Origin of the sequence: Kaistella yonginensis (genome assembly GCF_030409525.1) — a bacterium.
GTDB classification, from domain to species: Bacteria; Bacteroidota; Bacteroidia; order Flavobacteriales; family Weeksellaceae; genus Kaistella; species Kaistella yonginensis.
The window spans coordinates 174,007-195,097 of record NZ_JAUFQB010000011.1 but is presented as its reverse complement, the minus strand read 5'-3'; the positions used below and the strand labels follow the sequence as shown (position 1 = coordinate 195,097).

22 protein-coding genes are annotated in these 21,091 nt (G+C 37.4%); all 22 read left to right on the top strand.

Annotated features, from left to right (window positions below; all coding sequences use genetic code 11):
- Positions 1–59: 59 nt before the first annotated feature.
- The 22 genes from QWY78_RS05335 to QWY78_RS05230 all read left to right on the top strand — a co-directional run bounded on the left by QWY78_RS05335 (position 60) and on the right by QWY78_RS05230 (position 21,091).
- Positions 60–1,199, top strand: coding sequence for a GTP cyclohydrolase (locus QWY78_RS05335; RefSeq protein ID WP_290217305.1), 1,140 nt, complete (start codon positions 60–62; stop codon positions 1,197–1,199).
- A gap of 6 nt (positions 1,200–1,205) precedes the next feature.
- Positions 1,206–1,397, top strand: coding sequence for a hypothetical protein (locus QWY78_RS05330; protein WP_290217304.1), 192 nt, complete (start codon positions 1,206–1,208; stop codon positions 1,395–1,397).
- A gap of 111 nt (positions 1,398–1,508) precedes the next feature.
- Positions 1,509–1,880: an NADH-quinone oxidoreductase subunit A gene (locus tag QWY78_RS05325; protein ID WP_290217303.1), complete on the top strand. Its 372-nt coding sequence runs from the start codon at positions 1,509–1,511 to the stop codon at positions 1,878–1,880.
- Between the two features lie 38 nt (positions 1,881–1,918).
- On the top strand, positions 1,919–2,476 hold the full coding sequence (locus QWY78_RS05320; protein ID WP_290217302.1) for an NADH-quinone oxidoreductase subunit B: 558 nt from the start codon (positions 1,919–1,921) through the stop codon (positions 2,474–2,476).
- A gap of 5 nt (positions 2,477–2,481) precedes the next feature.
- Positions 2,482–2,976: an NADH-quinone oxidoreductase subunit C gene (locus QWY78_RS05315; protein WP_290217301.1), complete on the top strand. Its 495-nt coding sequence runs from the start codon at positions 2,482–2,484 to the stop codon at positions 2,974–2,976.
- Positions 2,977–3,018: 42 nt separating this feature from the next.
- Positions 3,019–4,242, top strand: a complete 1,224-nt coding sequence (locus tag QWY78_RS05310; RefSeq protein WP_290217300.1) for an NADH-quinone oxidoreductase subunit D — start codon at positions 3,019–3,021, stop codon at positions 4,240–4,242.
- A gap of 94 nt (positions 4,243–4,336) precedes the next feature.
- Positions 4,337–4,846, top strand: a complete 510-nt coding sequence (locus QWY78_RS05305; RefSeq protein ID WP_290217299.1) for an NADH-quinone oxidoreductase subunit NuoE family protein — start codon at positions 4,337–4,339, stop codon at positions 4,844–4,846.
- Between the two features lie 12 nt (positions 4,847–4,858).
- Positions 4,859–6,214: an NADH-quinone oxidoreductase subunit NuoF gene (nuoF, locus tag QWY78_RS05300; RefSeq protein WP_290217298.1), complete on the top strand. Its 1,356-nt coding sequence runs from the start codon at positions 4,859–4,861 to the stop codon at positions 6,212–6,214.
- 59 nt (positions 6,215–6,273) lie between these two features.
- Positions 6,274–7,104 carry a hypothetical protein gene (locus QWY78_RS05295; protein ID WP_290217297.1) on the top strand — a complete coding sequence of 277 codons (831 nt, stop codon included), beginning with the start codon at positions 6,274–6,276 and terminating at the stop codon, positions 7,102–7,104.
- Between the two features lie 22 nt (positions 7,105–7,126).
- Entirely contained in the window at positions 7,127–8,125 is a 999-nt protein-coding gene (locus QWY78_RS05290) for an NADH-quinone oxidoreductase subunit G (protein ID WP_290217296.1), read from the top strand.
- Between the two features lie 2 nt (positions 8,126–8,127).
- Complete coding sequence (gene nuoH / locus QWY78_RS05285; protein ID WP_290217343.1) at positions 8,128–9,189, top strand: NADH-quinone oxidoreductase subunit NuoH; 1,062 nt, start codon at positions 8,128–8,130, stop codon at positions 9,187–9,189.
- Between the two features lie 52 nt (positions 9,190–9,241).
- On the top strand, positions 9,242–9,790 hold the full coding sequence (locus tag QWY78_RS05280; RefSeq protein ID WP_290217295.1) for a NuoI/complex I 23 kDa subunit family protein: 549 nt from the start codon (positions 9,242–9,244) through the stop codon (positions 9,788–9,790).
- A gap of 1 nt (position 9,791) precedes the next feature.
- Positions 9,792–10,286 (top strand): NADH-quinone oxidoreductase subunit J family protein, encoded by a 495-nt coding sequence (locus tag QWY78_RS05275; protein WP_290217294.1) that lies wholly within the window; start codon positions 9,792–9,794, stop codon positions 10,284–10,286.
- A 4-nt stretch (positions 10,287–10,290) separates the two neighbouring features.
- On the top strand, positions 10,291–10,620 hold the full coding sequence (gene nuoK, locus QWY78_RS05270; RefSeq protein WP_290217293.1) for an NADH-quinone oxidoreductase subunit NuoK: 330 nt from the start codon (positions 10,291–10,293) through the stop codon (positions 10,618–10,620).
- Between the two features lie 6 nt (positions 10,621–10,626).
- On the top strand, positions 10,627–12,522 hold the full coding sequence (gene nuoL / locus QWY78_RS05265; protein ID WP_290217291.1) for an NADH-quinone oxidoreductase subunit L: 1,896 nt from the start codon (positions 10,627–10,629) through the stop codon (positions 12,520–12,522).
- A gap of 3 nt (positions 12,523–12,525) precedes the next feature.
- The gene (locus QWY78_RS05260; RefSeq protein WP_290217290.1) at positions 12,526–14,019 is read left to right on the top strand and encodes a complex I subunit 4 family protein; all 1,494 of its coding nucleotides are present in this window, start codon (positions 12,526–12,528) and stop codon (positions 14,017–14,019) included.
- An 86-nt stretch (positions 14,020–14,105) separates the two neighbouring features.
- The gene (locus tag QWY78_RS05255; RefSeq protein WP_290217289.1) at positions 14,106–15,485 is read left to right on the top strand and encodes an NADH-quinone oxidoreductase subunit N; all 1,380 of its coding nucleotides are present in this window, start codon (positions 14,106–14,108) and stop codon (positions 15,483–15,485) included.
- A 272-nt stretch (positions 15,486–15,757) separates the two neighbouring features.
- Positions 15,758–16,717, top strand: coding sequence for a T9SS type A sorting domain-containing protein (locus QWY78_RS05250; RefSeq protein ID WP_290217288.1), 960 nt, complete (start codon positions 15,758–15,760; stop codon positions 16,715–16,717).
- A gap of 147 nt (positions 16,718–16,864) precedes the next feature.
- Positions 16,865–17,461 (top strand): TetR/AcrR family transcriptional regulator, encoded by a 597-nt coding sequence (locus tag QWY78_RS05245; protein WP_290217287.1) that lies wholly within the window; start codon positions 16,865–16,867, stop codon positions 17,459–17,461.
- Positions 17,462–17,527: 66 nt separating this feature from the next.
- Complete coding sequence (locus tag QWY78_RS05240; protein ID WP_290217286.1) at positions 17,528–18,775, top strand: TolC family protein; 1,248 nt, start codon at positions 17,528–17,530, stop codon at positions 18,773–18,775.
- Positions 18,776–18,847: 72 nt separating this feature from the next.
- A complete protein-coding gene (locus QWY78_RS05235; protein ID WP_290217285.1) occupies positions 18,848–19,819 on the top strand; it encodes an HlyD family secretion protein in 972 nt (323 codons plus the stop codon).
- 348 nt (positions 19,820–20,167) lie between these two features.
- The gene (locus tag QWY78_RS05230; protein WP_290217284.1) at positions 20,168–21,091 is read left to right on the top strand and encodes an ABC transporter ATP-binding protein; all 924 of its coding nucleotides are present in this window, start codon (positions 20,168–20,170) and stop codon (positions 21,089–21,091) included.

Genomic DNA, 21,091 nt, shown 5'->3' with positions numbered 1-21,091 from the left:
GTGCCAAAGTTTTTAGTTTTGGCCGAATGAATTATCTTTGTTTTTTTAAACTTAAACGGATGAATGTGATTACAATTCTTGAAGTAAAAACCGAAGCTGACTTACTAAATTTCATCAAATTTCCGATGGAAGTTTACAAAAGTAATAAAAATTATGTTCCGCCCTTAATCAATGATGAAAAAAACATCTGGAACCCCAAAGAAAACGCAGCTTTAGACTATTCTGAATTCAAAAGATATCTGGCTTTTAAAGACGGACAAATTGCCGGGCGAATTGCGGTGATGATTAATCATAAAGAAATTAATGAGTTGGGCATTAAAAAAGTAAGGTTTGGATGGTTGGACTTCATTGATGATATTGATGTTTCAAAAGCATTAATTCAGAAAGCCATCGATTATGCAAAGGAAAAAAAAATGTCTAAAATTGAAGGTCCCATGGGTTTTACCAACTTAGATAAAGCTGGAATGCTGACCTTGGGTTTTGATAAAATCGCGACCATGATTGGCTTATATAATTTCGAATATTACCCTCAACATTTGGAAAATATGGGTTTAATCAAAGAAAAAGAATGGGTAGAATTTGAATTGGATTTCCCTAAAGTGCTGTCTGAAAAAGTTCTAAAATTTAGCAATCTTATCGCTGAAAAATACAAATTAAGAGTGTTGGAATTTAAATCTAAAAAAGAAATCCTTCCTTATGTAGAACCAATGTTTAAACTTTTAGACGAAACTTACAAAACGCTATCAACCTATACTCCGATTACCGATGAGCAAATTAAAACGTACCGCGAAAAGTATTTTAATTTTATCGACAAAGACTATATCGTATGTATCGTAGATGAACATGATGAATTAATATCTTTTGCCATTACGATGCCGTCTTACTCTGAAGCACTGCAAAAAGCCAAGGGTAAGTTATTTCCATTCGGCTGGTATCATTTTTTACAGGCGGGCAAAAAAAACCTGCGTGCTAATTTTTATCTGATTGGCATTCATCCAGAATACCAAAGACGGGGGGTAACATCTATTATATTTAAAGAAATCTGGCGTAATTTTAGTAAAAAAGGGGTAAAAATTCTGGAAACCAACCCCGAACTCGAAGAAAATAAAAGTGTTCAGGTTCTGTGGCAGGATTATAATCCCGTTAATCATAAACGACGTAGAACGTATTCGTTGGAAATCTCACCGCAAGAAAATTAAAATAAAATGAAAAAGCAACTATACCTCTACATGGCGATGATCATTGCATTCATCGTGTACAATCAGTTTTTCCAGGTGAAAGACGAACGGCTCAATGAGGGAATCAATATTCTTTTTGCCAGTTTTCTTTTCCTGTATATTGGTTATCTGGCGTATTTGGTTTTAAAAAGAATAAAAGATACCGGCAAGAATAAATAACCTGTCAACAACTATTAATTTATTGATTGTTATCAGTGATATTTACGGGTTATTATTTTTTCTATTATACTTAATTCCTTAAATTTGCAAGATTAAGAAAATAACGTTACGATGAATCTTCCCGAAAATTATATCCCGATTATTATTCAGATTGCAGTTGCTGCAGGTTTCGTTTTACTTTCCATTTTAGGAACTCATTTTTTAGGACCAAGACAAAAGTCGACTTCTACCAAAAAGAATGAAGCGTTCGAATGTGGGGTTGAAGTAGAAGGAAATGCGCGTACACCGTTCTCTGTAAAGTACTTTCTAACCGCTGTACTTTTTGTTTTATTTGATATCGAGATTGTTTTCTTCTATCCTTACGCAGTAAACATCCGTGAATTTGGAGTTGAGGGATTCTTCGCTGTCCTTACCTTTATCTCTGTGTTTTTCATCGCATTCATCTATGTTTGGAAACGTGGTGCACTTGACTGGGATAAATAGTGTAAAAATAAATCTTTAGTAACTTTAAGAAAATTAAAATGTCTGATAATAAACCAGTAATAAGAATGGATGCGGAAGCTCCAGAAGGTTTTGAAGGAGAAGGGTTTTTCGCCACCAAACTCAGCAGTGTGATTGGTATGGCAAGAAAATTTTCACTTTGGCCCTTACCTTTTGCTACTTCATGTTGCGGAATTGAATTTATGGCGACCTTAAATCCAACATTCGATGCCTCCAGATTTGGAATGGAAAAGAACTCATTTTCACCCAGGCAAGCTGATATGTTGATGGTATGTGGAACCATTTCAAAAAAATTAGGCCCCGTTTTAAAACAAGTATACACCCAAATGGCCGAACCTAAATGGGTAGTTGCTGTTGGCGCTTGTGCTTCTAGTGGTGGGATTTTTGATACCTACTCTGTTTTACAGGGGATTGATAAAATAATTCCTGTTGACGTATATGTGCCAGGTTGCCCACCCAGACCCGAGCAAATTATTGAAGGCGTAATGCAGGTTCAGGCACTTTGCGAAAGTGAAAGCATCCGCAGAAGAGACTTGCCAGAATACCAACAATTGTTAGCATCTTACGATATAAATTAATGGAAATGACGAATGATTTTGTTTTAGAAGCCATAAACCGAGAGTTTCCCGACTCGGTTATTTCGCACGAGACGCCTTATGATTTTTTAACTTTAGAAATAAAGAAAGAAGACTTGAAAAAGGTGATTCATCATTTAAGAGATTCTTCACTTCAAATTAATTTCCTGACGGATATTTGTGGGATTCACTATCCTGAAACTCCAGACAAAGAACTTGGCGTAATTTATCACCTCCATAATATGATGACGAATTTTAGAATTCGTCTAAAAGTATTTATGCCCAGAGAAAATGCAGAAGTTGATACAATGACCGACCTTTATGCTGGTGCAAATTGGATGGAACGAGAAACTTTCGACTTCTACGGAATTAAATTTAAAGGACATCCTGATTTAAGAGTAATTCTTAATATGGAAGATTTAGGATACCATCCTATGTTGAAAGAATATCGTTTAGAGGATGGTACCAGAATGGACAAAGATGATAAAATGTTTGGAAGATAATTGGTTTAAAGAAACTCCTTTAGACTTAAAGTCAAAAAAATTATGAAAGACAACGCACTCTCAAATATACTGAACCAACACGACGCCAAGGATCAAATTGACGGTCAATTATACACCTTGAATCTTGGGCCAACCCACCCTGCAACGCACGGTATTTTTCAGAATGTCCTCACCATGGACGGCGAAAGAATCTTGCACGCGGAGCAAACCATCGGATACATTCATCGTGCTTTTGAAAAAATTTCTGAACGCAGAAACTTTACCCAAATTACCACCTTGACCGACCGTATGAATTACTGTTCGGCTCCCATTAATAATTTAGGCTGGCAAATGACCGTGGAAAAACTCATCGGGTGCGAAGTGCCAAAACGGGTAGATTATATGCGCGTGATTATGATGGAATTGGCGAGAATTACCGACCATCTTATTTGTAACGGTGTTACCGCTATGGATGCTGGCGCGATTACGGGATTAACCTACCTTTTCAGAGAAAGAGAAAAAGTATATGAACTCTACGAAGAAATATGTGGAGCCAGACTCACCACGAATATGGGTAGAATTGGAGGTTTTGAAAGAGATTTCAGTCCGAAATTTCATGAAATATTACAGCATTGGTTGAAGACATTCCCAAGAATTTGGGGCGAATTCTGTAGCTTAAACGAAAGAAACAGAATCTTCATGGACCGAACCATCAAAGCTGGACCAATATCAGCGGAAAGAGCTTTAAGCTACGGCTTTACGGGTCCAAATTTAAGAGCGGCGGGTGTGGATTATGATGTCCGTGTTGCAAATCCATATTCTTCTTATAATGATTTTGATTTCATTATTCCTGTTGGAACTTCTGGTGATACCTATGATCGGTTCATGGTTCGTCAACAAGAAGTTTGGGAAAGTTTAAAAATCATAGAACAGGCCTATAAGAATTTACCAGATGGGCCTTTCCATGCAGACCTACCCGATTTTTATCTACCAGAAAAAGCAGATGTTTATAACAATATGGAGGCGTTAATCTATCACTTTAAAATTGTGATGGGTGAAGTACATATTCCGAAAGGCGAAGTTTATCATAGTGTAGAAGGAGGAAATGGCGAATTAGGATTCTATTTGGTGAGCGATGGTGGCCGAACACCCTACCGACTTCACTTCAGAAGACCTTGTTTTATTTATTACCAAGCCTATCCAGAAATGATACAAGGCGCACCAATTTCTGATGCGATATTAACCTTGTGTAGTATGAATGTAATTGCAGGCGAACTAGACGCCTAATTTTGTACGATGTACAAAGTAATATATATATATAGATTAATAAATTAAAAAGTACATTGTACCCTGTACATTGTACATTTTACAAAAAAATAAGATGAGCGAAACGATTGTTTTTACACCTGAAACATTAACTCAGGTCCATAAGATTACCGCGAGATATCCGGTGGAAAGAAAAAAATCCGCACTGATTCCCGTGCTTCATTTAGCACAAAAAGAATTTGGCGGCTGGCTGCAAGTTCCTGTAATGGATTATGTAGCTGATCTTCTTGAAATCAAACCGATTGAGGTTTACGAAGTAGCCACTTTCTACAGTATGTTCAATATGAAACCTGTGGGACAATACGTATTAGAGGTTTGCCAAACCGGTCCGTGTATGCTCAATGGCAGCGACGATATCATTCAACATATCAAGGAAACCTTAAATATCAATGCTGGAGAAACTTCTGCTGATGGGCTATTTACTTTAAAAACAGTAGAATGTCTTGGCGCTTGTGGCTACGCGCCGATGATGCAAGTCGGGAAATTTTATCACGAACATTTAACAAAAGAAAAAGTAAACGAAATCCTGGATCTTTGTAGAGAGGGAACACTTGCTTTGGATTAATTTATAAGAATAATGAGTAAAAAACTTTTACTTAAAGATGCCCATATAGAAGGAATCCGCACCTTCGAAGTCTACCGCAAACAAGGCGGTTACGATGCCGTGGAAAAAGCTTTTAAAATGACTCCCGACGAAGTTACTGAAGAAGTCAAAACTTCTGGGCTTAGAGGTCGTGGTGGCGCAGGTTTTCCGACCGGTATGAAATGGAGCTTTCTGGCAAAACCAGAAGGCGTTCCCAGATATTTGGTGGTAAATGCTGATGAATCAGAACCGGGAACTTTCAAAGACCGGTATTTGATGGAGCATATTCCTCACCTCCTAATTGAAGGCATGATTATTTCCGCCTTCGCTTTAGGAGCCCACACCGGATATATCTACATTCGAGGAGAATTCGCGTGGATTCCGGATATTTTGGAACATGCCATTGAAGAAGCTAAAGCAGCCGGATTTTTAGGGAAAAATATTTTAGGAACAGGGTTCGATTTAGAAATTTATGTTCATCGTGGTGCTGGTGCTTATATTTGTGGTGAAGAAACCGCCCTGTTAGAATCATTAGAAGGTAAAAGAGGAAACCCTCGTTTGAAACCACCCTTCCCTGCTGTAAAAGGACTTTGGGAATGTCCTACGGTAGTAAATAATGTAGAGACCATTGCCGCTGTGGGGCCCATTATTAATATTACAGGTGCGGAATATGCGAAAATTGGCGTTGGCCGTTCAACAGGAACAAAATTAATTTCAGCCTGTGGAAACATCAATAAACCAGGCGTTTACGAAATCGATATGACCATTACCGTCGAAGAATTTATTTATTCTGACGAATATTGTGGTGGAATTCCCAATGGTAAAAAATTAAAAGCCTGTATTCCAGGGGGTAGTTCTGTACCGATTGTTCCTGCAAACCTATTGCTGAAAACCATCAACGGTGAACCTCGATATATGAATTATGAATCGCTATCAGATGGTGGTTTTGCGACCGGAACGATGATGGGTTCAGGTGGATTTATTGTTTTAGATGAAGACCAATCGGTGGTAAAACATACCATGACTTTGGCTCATTTTTACGCCCATGAGAGCTGTGGCCAATGTACGCCGTGTAGAGAAGGAACCCCATGGTTGTATAAGATATTGAAAAAAATTCACAGTGGTCAAGGAACCTTGGCCGATATTGATTTGCTCTGGGATGTTCAGCGAAAAATTGAAGGAAATACGATTTGTCCTTTAGGTGATGCGGCTGCTTGGCCTGTTGCTGCTGCAATCCGTCATTTCCGTGATGAGTTTGAGTGGTATATCGACAATCCTGAAAGTCAAACAAGAAATTATGGTTTAGCCAATTATGCAGATCCAATTCCGATGGCTGCCAAAACAGAGTAAAAAAGAAAGTCATAACAAGACGGTTTAAAAGAAGAATAGGATGAATTCCTATTATAAATATGAAGAAAATAGTAGTTTTAGCTGCATTATTTTTAAGTTTTAGTTTCGCTTTTGGTCAAGAAGAATTGCCAAAAAAGCAACCTCTAACACAAAAAGGACAAATGCTAATTTTTTGGGGATGGAATCGGGCTGCCTACAGCAATTCCGATATTCATTTTAAAGGAAATGGTTATGATTTTACATTAGAAAAAGTGGTTGCCCATGATCGGCCGTCAGATTTTTCTTACCATAACTATTTTCAGTTAGATCGGGTAACAATACCGCAGACCAATCAAAGGTTTGCCTATTTTATCAAAGATAATGTAGCTTTTGTTTTAGGAATTGACCATATGAAATATGTGATGGATCAAGACCAATCGGTTAAATTTTCAGGTAATATTACTGATCCGGTTTATGCTGCACTGGTACAAAACGGAAAGGTTGATTTAACAAACGGAGAATTTTTAACTTTTGAACATACCGATGGATTAAATTACATCAACTTCGGTTTAGAAAAGTATAAGAATATTTATAACAAAGAAAAATTTGATATTGTTTGGAGTTACGGTGGCGGTTTAGGTCCTATGTTCCCCAAAAGCAATGTGAAATTATTCGGTAATGAAAGAAGCGACCGGTTCCATGTAGCGGGATTAGGTTTGGATGGTAGAACCAGTTTGAATTTTGTGTTTTGGAAACATGTGGTCGCAAGAGTCGAAGCGAAAGCGGGCTATATCAACATGTGGGACATTAAAACAACCTTAAATAATAAACCCGATAAAGCATCCCAAGGCTTCGTTTTCGGACAAGTTAATTTTGGAATTGGATATACCTTTAACACAAAAAATAATTAATTCATTTTTGAATTCATCTATAATGAGCGAAGAAATTAAAAAATTCAAGATAACCATCGACGGACAGACGACCGAAGTTTTGCCTGGTACTTCTATTTTAGAAGCTGCAAGACAAATCGGTGGTAAATTAGTTCCCCCGGCAATGTGTTATTATAAACCCCTGGAATCCAGCGGTGGAAGATGCAGAACGTGTTTGGTAGAAGTATCAAAAGGTTCTGATGCCGACACCCGACCAATGCCTAAATTGGTAGCAAGCTGCAGAACCAGTGTAATGGATGGTATGGAAGTAAAAAACCTTACCTCAGAAAAAACACAGGAAGCAAGGCATGCTGTAACAGAGTTTTTGTTGATCAATCACCCACTCGATTGCCCAATCTGTGATCAAGCGGGCGAATGTCATTTACAAGATTTAAGTTATGAACACGGGTTAGAAAAAACAAGAACCGAATTTGAAAGAAGAACTTTTGAACCAGAAGATATCGGTCCGAATATTAAGTTAAACATGAACCGTTGCATCTTATGTGCAAGATGCGTTTTGGTGGCAAATCAATTAACAGAAGGTAGAGAACATGGCATTTTGTTCCGCGGGGAACATGCCGAAATTTCAACCAATTTAAACAAAGCTTTAACGAGTGATTTTATCGGAAATGTTATTGATGTTTGTCCTGTTGGTGCTTTGACAGACAGAACTGCGCGATTTGCCAGTAGGGTTTGGTTTACAAAACCATTGAACGCAACCTGTGAATGTACGAAGTGTGCTGGTAAAGCAGTGGTGTGGATGAAAGGTGAAGAAGTCATTCGGGTAACCGCCAGAAAAGACCAATACGATGAAGTGCAGGATTGGATTTGTGATGATTGTAGATTCCACAAAAAAGATGTAAAATTATGGACCATTGAAGGCCCAAGACATATCGACCGCCATTCCGTAATTTCTTTGAACCATTACGAAAAACCTAAGAACATGATTAGTCTTTTGGATAATCCAGATGCAAAAGAACTGAGCGAAAAAGACGAGAAATAATGATGGATTTAATTACTTTTAAAATTATATTAGTTGTTACCCTTTTTGCGGTATCCTTGGGTATTGCTGCCTATTCAACATGGGGCGAAAGAAAAGTAGCAGCCATCCTTCAAGATAGAATTGGTCCTAACAGGGCCGGTCCTTTTGGGATTTTGCAGCCTTTAGCCGATGGTGGTAAATTATTCTTTAAAGAAGGATTTGTTCCACAAGGTGCAGATCGATTTTTATTCTATGTGGGTCCTGCTTTAACCATGTTTATTTCCCTAATTACGGGCGCGGTGATTCCTTGGGGGAAATCGTTGAACATTGGGGGAGAATCATTTAACGTACAGGTCGCCAATATCGATGTAGGCGTTTTATATCTGATTGCAATGGTTTCCATAGGAGTGTATGGAATGATGATCGGTGGTTGGGCTTCCAATAATAAATATTCCTTAATCGGTGCAATTCGTGCGTCATCGCAAATGATTTCTTATGAATTAGCCATGGGTCTATCTCTTCTTTCGATTATTTTAATGTCCGGAAGTTTAGATTTGCACTTTATCACCAGCTCACAGGGAACAGGAAAAATCTGGGGATTCATTCCTGCAGACGGAATGAACTGGAATATCTTCTACCAACCTTTGGCTTTTATTATCTTCTTTGTAGCAGCGATGGCTGAAACCAACCGTCATCCGTTTGATTTACCCGAGTGCGAATCAGAATTGGTCAATGGTTATATGACCGAATACTCTTCGATGAACTATGGTCAATATATGTTCGGCGAGTATGTAAACATGTTCATTTCTAATGCATTAATCGTAACTTTATTTTTCGGAGGATTTAATTTTCCGGGGATTGAGTGGGTTTCTCAGAACTGGGGAGAAAACGTGGCCGGAACATTAAGTATTTTCGCCATGTTAGCGAAAACCATATTAGGAATTTTAATCTTTATGTGGATCCGATGGACGATCCCAAGATTTAGATATGACCAATTGATGCATTTAGGTTGGAAAACCTTGATCCCATTAGCATTAGCGAATTTAGTAATCACTGCCGCAGTTATTGTTTTCTTCGCGAATTAATTAAATAGAAGTTTTAATGCAACACTGAAAAGTGGCGCTAAAACCCATGAATATGAAACTGACAAACAGATCAAAAGTAGTCTCGAATAAAGAGATGACTTTTATGGAAAAATTATACCTCCCAGAAATTTTCAAGGGAATGGCTATTACGTTAAGACACGCCATCGAAGGACCAAAAGGAAAAGTATTTGCTTATCCTGAAGTGGTAAAGCCTAGAGCAAAAGTATGGCGCGGACTTCATGTTTTAAAAATTGATGAAGAAGGTCGCGAACGATGTACCGCTTGTGGGCTTTGTGCCGTTGCATGCCCGGCTGAAGCGATCACCATGACCGCTGCTGAAAGAACCAAAGACGAGAAAGAACTCTATCGTGAAGAAAAATATGCCTCTGTGTATGAAATCAATATGTTGCGATGTATTTTCTGTGGCCTTTGTGAAGAAGCTTGCCCCAAATCAGCAATTTATTTAACCGACCGTTTGGTAGATGTAGAAACCAATCGCGGAAGTTTTATTTATGGGAAAGATAAGTTGGTTGAGAAAATTAATGCAAGAATTGATATTTCTGACCGTCAGAGTGAATTGCAAAAAAAATCAGTAAAATAGTATGGAACAAATCATATTTTTCTTTGTGTCATTTTTAGCGTTGGCCAGTGCATTCTATTTTGTTTTTGCCAGAAATGCCATGTATGCTATCTTGTCGCTGATCGTTACCTTCTTTTCAATTGCAGCGCTTTATATTTTATTGAATGCGCAGTTCCTCGGTATTGTACAAATCATTGTGTATGCCGGTGCAATCATGGTTTTATTTCTTTACATATTAATGATGTTGAATCTGAATAAAGAAGATGAAAGTAAAAAGAAGAACCTCTCTAAATTCATCGGTGTATTTTCCGCAGGATTATTATTGGTGGGCATTTTAGGTGCATTTAAAGGTTTAAATCAAAAAACTTTTGCAGGTGATGTAGATATGTCGGTGGGTCTTACCAAAAATCTTGGGAGATTATTGTTTAACGAATATGTTTTGCCTTTCGAGTTGGCTTCAATCTTAATTCTTGCGGGAATTGTAGGAGCGGTTTTAATTGGTAAAAAAGATTTATAGAATTATGGGAGAAGTAAATTCATTTATACAGGTAGTGCCACTGGAGTATTTTATTATTCTAAGTTCTGTTTTGTTTAGTCTGGGTGTTTTGGGGGTATTAATCCGTAAAAATGCCATCATTATTTTGGGATGTGTAGAATTGATGCTGAATTCTGTTAACCTTCTACTGGCCGCTTTCTCATCGTATAAAGGCGACGGAAACGGACAAATTTTGGTCTTCTTCATCATGGTGGTTGCCGCTGCAGAAGTTGCCGTAGGATTAGCAATCATCGCCATGTTGTACAGAAATACCAAATCGGTAGACATTAGTATTTTTAATAAATTAAGAGGATAATATAGAATGGAAAATTTAGTTTACGCAATTATACTATTGCCCTTTGCCGGATTTCTAATCAACGGTTTATTCGGAAAAAAACTTCCGAAAATGTTGGTAGGAACCTTGGCAACTGCGGTTGTATTTGCCTCATTCATTATTGCTTTGAGTTTATTCTTTAAGTTCGATGCAAATTCACAACCCGTAATTGTACGAGCCTTTGAATGGTTCCGAATTAATGGAGTTCAAGTGAATTTCGGTTTTCAAATCGACCAACTGTCATTAATGATGGTGATGATTATCACCGGGATTGGCTCTCTGATTCACCTCTACTCAATTGGGTATATGAGTACCGACAAAGGTTTCCACCGCTTCTTTTCCTACCTGAATTTATTTATATTCATGATGTTACTTTTAGTAATGGGTAGCAATTACCTGATTCTTTTCATCGGATGGGAAGGGGTTGGCTTGTGTTCCTATTTACTCATTGGTTTCTGGTATAAAAATAAAGAGTACGGTGCAGCAGCAAGAAAAGCGTTCATCATGAACCGAATTGGTGACTTGGGAATGATTATTGGAATTCTGATGATTGCCTTTCAAACCAATGCAATCGATTATCTTTCAGTTGCACAAAATTCTGGCAAATTCGAATTGGATTCAGGCATTATTATTTTTATCACTGCCAGTTTATTTATTGGAGCGATCGGCAAATCTGCCCAGATCCCATTATTTACCTGGCTGCCTGATGCAATGGCTGGCCCAACGCCAGTTTCTGCCTTAATCCACGCGGCGACCATGGTTACGGCTGGTATTTATTTGGTGGTGCGATCAAATTTTTTATTCTCTTTGGCACCAACCACCATGGATGCAATTCTGTTCATCGGTTTATTAACCGCTTTGGTTGCAGCCTTTATCGGCCTTAGACAAAATGATATTAAAAAAGTGTTGGCCTACTCTACCGTGTCGCAATTGGGCTTTATGTTTGTTGCAGTTGGTGTAGGAGCTTATACCGTTGCCATGTTCCATTTAATGACGCATGCTTTTTTCAAAGCGTTGCTGTTCTTGGGTTCTGGTTCTGTAATTCACGCGATGAGTGGTGAACAGGACATGAGATTCATGGGCGGATTAAAGAAAAAAATTCCAATTACGCATATTACTTTCTTCATCGGAACATTGGCAATTTCAGGATTCCCATTCCTGTCGGGAATGATTTCAAAAGATGAAATTTTAGCAAATGTTTACGGAAGAAGTCCTTATTTGTGGGCGATTCTGTTCATCATCGCAGCAATGACGGCAATTTATATGTTCAGAGCATATTACTTAACCTTCCACGGGGAATTTAGAGGAACCGAGGAACAGAAAAATCATCTGCATGAAAGTCCTTTAACCATGACTCTGCCTTTAATCGTGTTGGCAGTACTTTCAATTATTGGGGGTTTCATTAACCTGCCACATTTTATTGGTCACGGTAATTATGCCCACTTAGACAAATGGTTGCAAAACCTTTATATGTATGATTTAGAGCTTGCAGAAGTTCCTCTGATGACTGAAATGATCCTTCTAGGTTTAACTGTTTTAATGTTCTTCGTAGTGTGGTTCCTTGTTAAAATCATTTACATCAACAAGAAAAAAATGGCTTTACCTGATGAAAATTATACCGGATGGGAAAAACTTTCTAACAAGAAATTATACATCGATGAATTGAATAACGCGACTTTCGTGAAATTTATCGAAGGACTTGGCGTCGGTGGAAATATGTTTGACAAAGGCGTTCTTAAAAGATTTGTTGATTATATCGGTACCGGAGCACAGGATTCAGGAATTGCCGCAAAAAAGCTACAGAACGGAAATGTAGAGAATTATGTTCTCATCATGTCTTTAGCAATCGGAATTATATTAATTGTTAACTTTATATTACAATAGTAAATGTCGTACCTATTATTAACATTACTGCTTTTACCACTTTTAGGTTCAGTTTTGGTGTTCGCGTGGAAAAATCCCGCCAGTAAATATCTAGCATTAGGAATTGCATTTGCACAAATGTTTTTGACCTTTTATATGCTGTCGGGTTTTGATTTCAAACCGACCGTTGATGGAGTTTTGCAATATGAAATTAATTATCCTTGGTCCAATTATATCAAGAGCAATCTGCATTTCGGTATTGATGGAATGAGCATGTTGATGTTATTGCTCACCAATATCTTAACACCGCTAATTATTCTTTCGTCCTTTAATGAAAAACCGGGGTACCGAAATACATTCTACGGCTTAATCCTGCTAATGCAGTTTGGTTTAATCGGTGTTTTCACTTCTTTAGACGGATTATTATTCTATATTTTCTGGGAAGTAACGCTAATTCCAATTTGGTTAATCGCGGGAATTTGGGGTCAAGAAAACAAGAAAGTAGAATTTACTACACGATTCTTTGTTTATACTTTTGTAGGTTCCCTATTCATGTTGATCGGTTTAATATACGTGTACAACCACTCCGCATCATTTGCTCTCACTGATTTATACAACGCAGATTTAACTTCAGGCGCACAAACGGTGATTTTCTGGTTTATCTTCTTTGCTTTCGCAGTGAAGTTACCAATTTTCCCATTCCATTCCTGGCAGCCAGATACCTACACCTATTCACCAACCCAAGGGTCTATGTTACTCTCTGGAATTATGTTGAAAATGGCCGTATTCGGTTTATTAAGATGGTTATTACCCATCACACCAGAACCGATTTTAGGAATTTCCGGACAGATTGTACTGGTACTGGCGATTATCGGAATTGTACATGGTGCTTTAATTGCGATTATTCAAAATGACTCCAAACGATTAATAGCCTACTCTTCTTTATCTCACGTTGGTTTGATGACAGCCGGGATTATGGCTTCTGCAATCTTAACGATGAAAGGAACATTAATGATTGAAGGTGGCGAAGGAGCTTTAGTACAAGCCTTTGCCCACGGTATCAACGTGGTTGGTCTGTTTTATTGTGCCGATATTCTTTACAAAAGATTTAAAACTAGAGATATTAGACAAATGGGTGGTTTAGCGAAAGTAGCTCCAAAGTTTGCCGTTTTATTTATGGTAATTTTATTGGGATCAATTGCACTCCCATTGACCAACGGCTTTATCGGAGAATTTATTTTAATTAAATCTATTTTCGATTATAATATTCTTGCAGCGGTCATTGCTGGTACAACGATGATTTTTTCTTCGGTGTATCTTTTCAGATTTTATGGCAAAGCCATGTTTGGAGAAGGGGATGAAGAAGTACTTGCAAATGTAGAAGACGTCACTGGCGTAGAATTTACCGTGTTGGCAAGTTTGGTTGTATTTGTAATTGTATTGGGAGTATATCCGCAACCAATGCTCGATATGGTCAACAGTTCTTTGAAGTTTATTTTTACTTCAATGATGAATTAAGAAAAATTAATAATTAAGAAATAAAGAGATCGAGATCCCGATGAAAATCTAAAATCTCAAATCTATAAATCTCAAATCTATACTCAATGAGCGTTTTAATAATTATATTCCTTACCGCAGTAGCTGCTTTATTTGCAGGTGTTTTTGAACAAGGAAAATTCTCCAGATACATTGGTATTCTGGGCTTGATGATTGCTTTTTACGTCAGTTTCTTACCAGAGCTATCGTTCTTCCACCAATACCAACACATGTATGAATTTGGGGCAAATGCCGCTTTATTTACCAAAATATCGATTGTCATTACCATCTTATTATTTTTCTTGGGCGGTTTTTCATTCAGCAATCATCGAAATCACCAATCAGAATTATACACCCTCATGTTATTTTCCTTAATTGGTGGGGTTATTTTATTTGGTTTCCAAAACTTGGTGACTTTATTTTTAGGAATCGAAATCCTATCTATTCCTTTATACGTACTCGCAGGAAGTAATAAAACCGACTTGCGATCAAACGAAGCTTCGATTAAATATTTCTTAATGGGTGCTTTCGCCACAGGATTTCTTCTATTTGGCGTGGCGCTAATTTACGGCAGCAGCGGAAGTTTTGACTTGTACACCATCCATAAGTTTGCGGTGGACCATCCAAAGGATTTAATGTTCAACTTAGGCGCAATCCTCATGCTGGTTGCTTTGGCTTTCAAGGTTTCCTTAGCACCGTTCCATATGTGGAGTCCAGATGTCTATCAAGGATCACCAGCACTAATTACCGCCTTTATGATGTCGGTGGTGAAGATCGCTGCCTTCTTTGCTTTATTTAAATTAATGACGATTGGTTTTATCGGAATTACGGGCGAATGGATTACCATCTTAGGCGTTTTAATTATTATCACTTTATTCTTGGCGAATGTTATGGGTCTGGCGCAAAGTAATGCCAAACGAATGTTGGCCTACTCTTCCGTGTCGCACGTGGGTTATTTATCTTTAATCTTCTACGGAATGAATAGTTTGTCAAGTTATAACTTGGCGTTCTATCTCTTCGCTTATTCTTTAGCAACCGTTGGCGTAATGATGTGCTTGATCTGGGTTGAAAAATTAAAAAGAGAAACTTCTTACAACGCTTTCAAAGGATTAGCGCATACCGAACCCATCTTGGCGGTCACGGCTACAGTTTCTTTGTTGTCAATGGCGGGGATTCCTATAACTGCAGGTTTTATGGGGAAATTTGCAATCTTCGCGCAGGCTATTGATTCTGCCCCATTTTTAGTATTGGTTGCGGTTTTAGGTTCTGCACTCTCAATTGCCTATTATCTGCGTTTGATTATGGCGATGTTCTTCCCGAAAGAAAGCAGTTTCAAAACCTCAGAAAGAGTTTCTTTAACGTACAATATTGTAGCGGTTTTCATTATCTTCGCTCTAGTAGCGATGGGAGTTTTCCCAGATTTGTTTGCGAAGCAGTTTGGATTATAACTAAAAAAAAAATAGAAGAAGCCGTCTCATAACTGTATGAAACGGCTTTTTTTATGCTTTTATCACAGACTCCTGTCAGAGTCTGGGTCTCGAATATTAGAATCTCAGAGGCTGATTTCGAGTATTGAGACACTTTCTTTTTTTTATGAAAACTGCCTAAAAAATCAGCATTATATTAACTTCATTTTTTTTGAATATGATTGATCAAAAGTCATGAAAACCTCATTATAATTTTACCTAAATTTGTTTTAAACCAAAAAAAATTATTGACTATGAAAACAAAAATTACTTTTTACAAAAATCCAAATATTTTTCCAAAATCCCATTCCGGGCGGAAGATAAAGAAAAGACTTTTTTCTGCACTAATCGGACTAATCATGATGTTTGGCTACAATACCACAACCAAGGCACAAACAACATTAGTGCTTCCTAACAGCAATGAGGGTAGCTCGTTTATTGGACCTTTCGGAAACGCCGCAAGAAAATTACAATTTATTATCGATGATAGCTTACTCACCTCTTTGGTAGGAAAAAACCTTACGTCAATTTCATTTCGATTGCCAGCAAGTACAGTCGATAGCTGGCCTGCAAACGCTTTGACCATGTCTGCATTTGATATCTATTTGAGTGATAGTGTTGAACCAGCTGATCGGCAACTCGATTTTACAGCCAATGTTGTAGGTCCCCAAACTAAAGTAAGAACAGGCAGTTTAGTGATTCCTGCAGGAGCTTTAACAGTCGGGTCTAACCCAAATAATTTTAGCTTTAAAATCACTTTCAGCAGTGCCTGGCAATATACCGGCGGCAATCTATTGATTGAAATAAGACACAGCGGTACCGGAATTTCTTCCAGATCCGTTCAAGCAGCTCCCACAACTTCTACAGGCTATGGCACGCTGTTTTCTGCACTTTGGCAATCTACTGGAAACGTTTTACAAGGCAACTTCATCTATGTAGAAATTACAGCAGATGGTCCTTTGGGTGTAAGTTCAGTGAAAATAAACCAAAGGCCGACCGTTTATCCCAATCCTGTAAAAGACGAGCTATATGTTAAATCTGACAAAGAATTTACTTTTTATACGGTTTATACGATGACGGGCCAAATGGTTGTTTCAGAAAAAACCTCCGGAAAGACACCATTGAATATAGTTTATCTTCCTGCGGGTCAGTATATTTTAAAATTAACCGATATAAATGGAACTGTGGAATCGATCCAGTTTCTCAAAAAATAACCGTTCACTAGTTTACAAAATGCCACCCGAATATAAATCGAGGTGGCATTTTTTTAGACCACAAGCCCAGTTGATTTAATCATTTAATTAATTCATTTGTTTAAATCAAAAAATTAATTCTATATTTGCAGAAGAATTAATTTAAAAATGGCAACAACCGAACTTTCAACCGAAGATAAAATCTTACTCGCCGCTTCCAAGGTTTTTACCGAAAAAGGGTTTTCCGGTACACGAACCCGCGATATTGCAGAAGAAGCTGGTATTAATCTGGCCTTGCTGAATTATTATTTCCGAACCAAAGAAAAACTGTTTGAACAGGTCATGAAAGTGAAAATCGTTTTATTATTCGGTCAAATCATTCCTATCGTCACCAACGAAAAAACCACATTAGAGGAGAAAATTGATTTGGCAAGTGTAAAATACTTCGATATTTTAACAAAAAATCCCAACCTCCCGATTTTCGTCTTAAGTGAAATTCAAAAGAAAACTTCTGATGTAAAATCAATTTTGCCTTTTGAAAAAGTTTTAAATAATTCTTTTTTAATGCAACAGATTAGAGAAAAGCAACCAGACCAAAACCCTTTTCACTTTCTACTGAACTATTTAAGCATGACTGTTTTTCCCTTTTTAGGCAAACCTATTTTACAATCTTTCGACTTAATGGACGATGATGAATTTCAAAAATTTGCTACGGAAAGAAAAACTTTGGTTCCCATGTGGATTAAAATGATGTTGAATAATTAATTGTAATCAACACATTTTTAATATCTAATAATTAACATCTAATGTCGATCATCTAAAAGCGCTCTAATGAAACATTTAAAATATCTTTTTATCTTTCTTATCTCTACTGTCACCGCACAAACATTGACTTTAGAAGAATGTTATGATCTGGCGAAGCACAATTATCCGCTCATCAAAAGACACGATTTAATTGCCAAAACCAAGGAATATAATTTGCAAAATGCCGCGAAAGGTTGGCTTCCTCAAATTCAAGTCATCGGACAGGCAACCTACCAAAATGAGGTCACGCAACTACCAATTCAGATTCCAAACATGACTGTTGAGCCCGTTACTAAAGACCAATATAAAGTTTTTGCAGATATTCAACAGAATATTTACGATGGCGGAATGATTGCCAACCAAAAGAAAATGGCGACCATCAATGCTGAAATAGAATTGCAAAAAACCGAAGTCGAAACCGATCAATTGGAAATGAGAATCAACCAAATATATTTTGGAATTTTGCAAACTGATGAACAACTTAAACAAACAGAACTCACCAAATCAGATATTACCAATGGACTAAAAAAAGCCGAAGCTCAATTGCAAAATGGGGTCATCTTCCGTAGCAATGTAGACGTGTTGAAGGCACAATTGGTAAATATCGACCAAAAACAAATGGAACTGCGGGCGATAAGAATTGGTTTTATCCAAATGCTTTCCCTCTTTATTCAAAGAAATTTGGATGAATCCACAACCCTCGAAAAACCTGAAAAAATTCTAATTTTAGACGAAAATAAACGGGCTGAACTGCAACTTTTCGATTTACAGAAACAAGCTTTGGAGCAGCAAAAATCGAATATCACCTCTAAAAACACCCCGAAAATTGGTGCTTTTTTCCAAGGCGGTTATGGAAAGCCAGGATTTAACATGTTGAAAAATGAATTCGACCTCTTTTATATCGGCGGCGTACGCTTAAACATTCCGATCTCTGGCTTCTACACCAAGAAAAATGATTTAGCACTCGTCAGCATCCAACAAAAGGAAATTGAGGTTCAGAAAGAAAACTTCTTATTTAATCAACAGTTTCAAACCATTCAGAAGAACAGTGAACTTGAGAAGATCCAGCAACTACTCACCAAAGATAATGAGCTGATCGTTTTACGCGAAAGTATAAAAGCATCATCTTTTGCCCAATTAGAAAACGGAATCATCACGACCAGCGATTATTTGCGCGAAGTTAACGAACTCGACCGCGCTAAAAACCAAAAAATAACGCATGAGATCCAATATCTTTTAACCCAATATAACCTGAAAGCACAACTAAATCAGTGATTGAGTCTTTGAGTGTTTGCATACCAAATTTCTAACTATTAAAATCTATTTCCTTTAAAATAAAATAATCCGATGAAAAAATACATCTTCCTTCTCACCATTTTTGCCCTTTTCTCCTGTACCAATTCTGATGAAGATTACGATGCTTCCGGAACTTTCGAAGCAGATGAACTCATTGTTACCGCAAAAGCAAATGGAACCATTTTACAATTAAATTTGGAAGAAGGACAAGAACTTTCTGCGAATGAAAAAGTAGGCGAAATCGATCCTAAAAATGTAGAACTGCAAAAAGAACAGGTTCTGGCAAGCATGGATGCACTTGAGCAAAAAACAAATTCGGCACTGCCACAAATTCAGGTCTTGCAATCCCAAATCTCGGGACAAACTGCCAATGTTTCCATTCTGCAGGAGCAACTTCAAAATGCAGTCCGTGAAAGAAATCGAACTGCAAATCTAGTGGCAAAAGATGCTGCGACAAAAAAGCAACTCGATGATGCCAATGGGCAGATCAAAGTAATTCAGAGGCAAATTGCGGCAGCGCAAAGTCAATTAAATGTTTTGCAACAACAAATTTCAACCACCAAAGAAAATGTATCGATTCAAAACAGAGCCATTTTAAGCGAGAGAAAACCTACACAGAAAAAAGTTGACCAGATCGATGAACAATTAAAAAACAACTCGATTGAAAGTCCGATTTCAGGAATGGTCTTAACCAAATATTTAAATGAGGGCGAATTTGCGGTGGTTGGGAAACCTATTTTCAAAATGGCAGCACTCCAGATGATGACCTTAAAAACATTCATCACGGGTGATCAATTGCCACAGGTGAAAATTGGTCAAAAAGTAAAGGTTTTAATCGATGCTGGTGAAGGTACTACCAAAGAACTCGACGGAAATATCTACTGGATCAGTTCTAAAGCCGAGTTCACCCCAAAAACCATTCAAACAAAAAATGAAAGAGCTAACCTGGTTTATGCCGTAAAAATTCACGTAAAAAATGATGGCTATTTGAAAATCGGAATGTATGGCGACGTGAAATTTTAGAGTTAGTCACAAAAGATGAATGTCTTAAAAAGATTAATAATAAAGCATTAAAGTTCACAAAATAGTTTCGAAGTTCTCTTTTTTGAACTTTAAAGTCTAATACGTTTTATCTTTAAAAAGAAAAATCTTTTGTGACTCGTGATTAAACAAAAAACTAAATTGACCAAAAAAGTCACAAAAGATAAATGCCATAAAAGATTAATAATAAAGCATTAAAGATTAATAATAAAGCATTAAAATCCACAATAAGAAAAAAGCACACCTTTTTTGAACTTTAAAACTTAATAAGTTCCCACTTTAAAAAGAAAACTTTTTTGACTTTTGTGGTGAAACCCATCAAACATAACAATGAAATCAATTACCGTTCAAAATCTCACCAAAACCTATGGCAAGAAAAACGACAAAGTTCTTGCAGTTGACGATGTGAGTTTTGAAGTAAAACCTGGAGAAATCTTTGGCTTAATCGGTCCCGATGGTGCCGGAAAAACCTCTATTTTCCGAATGTTGACCACCGTTCTTCTCCCCGACTCCGGTTCTGCAACCATTGAAAACCTAGATATGGTAAAAGATTATAAAGAAATCCGAAAGATTCTTGGCTACATGCCGGGAAGATTTTCACTCTATCAAGATTTGACCATTGAGGAAAACCTGGAATTTTTTGCGAGTGTTTTTAATACGACCATTGCCGAAAATTATGATTTAATAAAAGATATTTATATTCAAATTGAACCTTTTAAAAACCGGCGCGCTGGTAAATTATCAGGCGGAATGAAGCAAAAACTGGCATTATCCTGTGCTTTAATTCACAAACCAAAAGTTCTTTTTTTAGATGAGCCCACCACGGGAGTAGATCCCGTTTCCAGAAAAGAATTTTGGGAAATGCTTCAACGGTTAAAACTACAGGGTATTACCATGGTCGTGGCGACACCATATATGGATGAAGCGGCGCTTTGCGACAGAATTGCCTTAATGAACCACGGGAAAATCCTCTCCATAGATACGCCAGAAAATGTGAGTAATTCTTTTCCTGACCTGCTCTTTGAAGTAAAAGCCGGTAGAACTTCCACTGTTTTAGGCGCTTTGGAGAATTTTGACCAAAAGAAAAATGTCTACGCCTACGGTGAATTTGTGCATTTAACCATTGACAAAGAAGACGACTTTGACCCTTCAATTATTAAAGATTATTTACAAAAAGAAGGATGTGAAAACATCGAAATCTATCCGGTGACGGCCAGTATCGAAGACAGTTTTATCCGTTTATTATCTCATTAA

What these genes read in the sequence shown, in the direction of transcription:
- QWY78_RS05325 (WP_290217303.1), top strand. Translation starts at nt 1,509, where the DNA reads ATGAATCTTCCCGAAAATTATATCCCGATTATTATTCAGATTGCAGTT.
- QWY78_RS05315 (WP_290217301.1), top strand. Translation starts at nt 2,482, where the DNA reads ATGACGAATGATTTTGTTTTAGAAGCCATAAACCGAGAGTTTCCCGAC.
- QWY78_RS05320 (WP_290217302.1), top strand. Translation starts at nt 1,919, where the DNA reads ATGTCTGATAATAAACCAGTAATAAGAATGGATGCGGAAGCTCCAGAA.
- QWY78_RS05280 (WP_290217295.1), top strand. Translation starts at nt 9,242, where the DNA reads ATGAAACTGACAAACAGATCAAAAGTAGTCTCGAATAAAGAGATGACT.
- QWY78_RS05295 (WP_290217297.1), top strand. Translation starts at nt 6,274, where the DNA reads ATGAAGAAAATAGTAGTTTTAGCTGCATTATTTTTAAGTTTTAGTTTC.
- QWY78_RS05275 (WP_290217294.1), top strand. Translation starts at nt 9,792, where the DNA reads ATGGAACAAATCATATTTTTCTTTGTGTCATTTTTAGCGTTGGCCAGT.
- nuoL (WP_290217291.1), top strand. Translation starts at nt 10,627, where the DNA reads ATGGAAAATTTAGTTTACGCAATTATACTATTGCCCTTTGCCGGATTT.
- QWY78_RS05335 (WP_290217305.1), top strand. Translation starts at nt 60, where the DNA reads ATGAATGTGATTACAATTCTTGAAGTAAAAACCGAAGCTGACTTACTA.
- QWY78_RS05290 (WP_290217296.1), top strand. Translation starts at nt 7,127, where the DNA reads ATGAGCGAAGAAATTAAAAAATTCAAGATAACCATCGACGGACAGACG.
- nuoF (WP_290217298.1), top strand. Translation starts at nt 4,859, where the DNA reads ATGAGTAAAAAACTTTTACTTAAAGATGCCCATATAGAAGGAATCCGC.
- nuoK (WP_290217293.1), top strand. Translation starts at nt 10,291, where the DNA reads ATGGGAGAAGTAAATTCATTTATACAGGTAGTGCCACTGGAGTATTTT.
- QWY78_RS05255 (WP_290217289.1), top strand. Translation starts at nt 14,106, where the DNA reads ATGAGCGTTTTAATAATTATATTCCTTACCGCAGTAGCTGCTTTATTT.
- QWY78_RS05305 (WP_290217299.1), top strand. Translation starts at nt 4,337, where the DNA reads ATGAGCGAAACGATTGTTTTTACACCTGAAACATTAACTCAGGTCCAT.
- QWY78_RS05310 (WP_290217300.1), top strand. Translation starts at nt 3,019, where the DNA reads ATGAAAGACAACGCACTCTCAAATATACTGAACCAACACGACGCCAAG.
- QWY78_RS05250 (WP_290217288.1), top strand. Translation starts at nt 15,758, where the DNA reads ATGAAAACAAAAATTACTTTTTACAAAAATCCAAATATTTTTCCAAAA.
- QWY78_RS05245 (WP_290217287.1), top strand. Translation starts at nt 16,865, where the DNA reads ATGGCAACAACCGAACTTTCAACCGAAGATAAAATCTTACTCGCCGCT.
- QWY78_RS05330 (WP_290217304.1), top strand. Translation starts at nt 1,206, where the DNA reads ATGAAAAAGCAACTATACCTCTACATGGCGATGATCATTGCATTCATC.
- QWY78_RS05260 (WP_290217290.1), top strand. Translation starts at nt 12,526, where the DNA reads ATGTCGTACCTATTATTAACATTACTGCTTTTACCACTTTTAGGTTCA.
- QWY78_RS05235 (WP_290217285.1), top strand. Translation starts at nt 18,848, where the DNA reads ATGAAAAAATACATCTTCCTTCTCACCATTTTTGCCCTTTTCTCCTGT.
- QWY78_RS05240 (WP_290217286.1), top strand. Translation starts at nt 17,528, where the DNA reads ATGAAACATTTAAAATATCTTTTTATCTTTCTTATCTCTACTGTCACC.
- nuoH (WP_290217343.1), top strand. Translation starts at nt 8,128, where the DNA reads ATGGATTTAATTACTTTTAAAATTATATTAGTTGTTACCCTTTTTGCG.
- QWY78_RS05230 (WP_290217284.1), top strand. Translation starts at nt 20,168, where the DNA reads ATGAAATCAATTACCGTTCAAAATCTCACCAAAACCTATGGCAAGAAA.